General features: G+C 64.2%; 1 protein-coding gene. It reads left to right on the plus strand.

The features are described 5' to 3' along the window. A partial coding sequence (locus RUR_RS26515; protein ID WP_283137923.1) for a hypothetical protein occupies positions 1-229 on the plus strand: 229 nt, incomplete at both ends.

Raw genomic sequence — 229 nt, forward strand, 5'->3', positions numbered from 1 at the left:
ACGGTTCGCTCGACGCGCTGATCAGGGAGATCAGGAAACTTCTCAACGGCCTGCTGGACGGGATCACAGCGGACAACCTGCCCACGGGTGACCTCACCGGTCAGCTCGGTGGTCTTACCGGTCAGCTTGGCGGCGTCACGGGTGGCCTGCCTGTTTCGGGGTTGCGGGTGGCCGGCGGGGACGACGGTTCGCTCGACGCGCTGATCAGGGAGATCAGGAAACTTCTCAA

The organism is Rhizohabitans arisaemae, assembly GCF_025996515.1.
In the GTDB taxonomy this organism is placed as follows: domain Bacteria; phylum Actinomycetota; class Actinomycetes; order Streptosporangiales; family Streptosporangiaceae; genus Rhizohabitans; species Rhizohabitans arisaemae.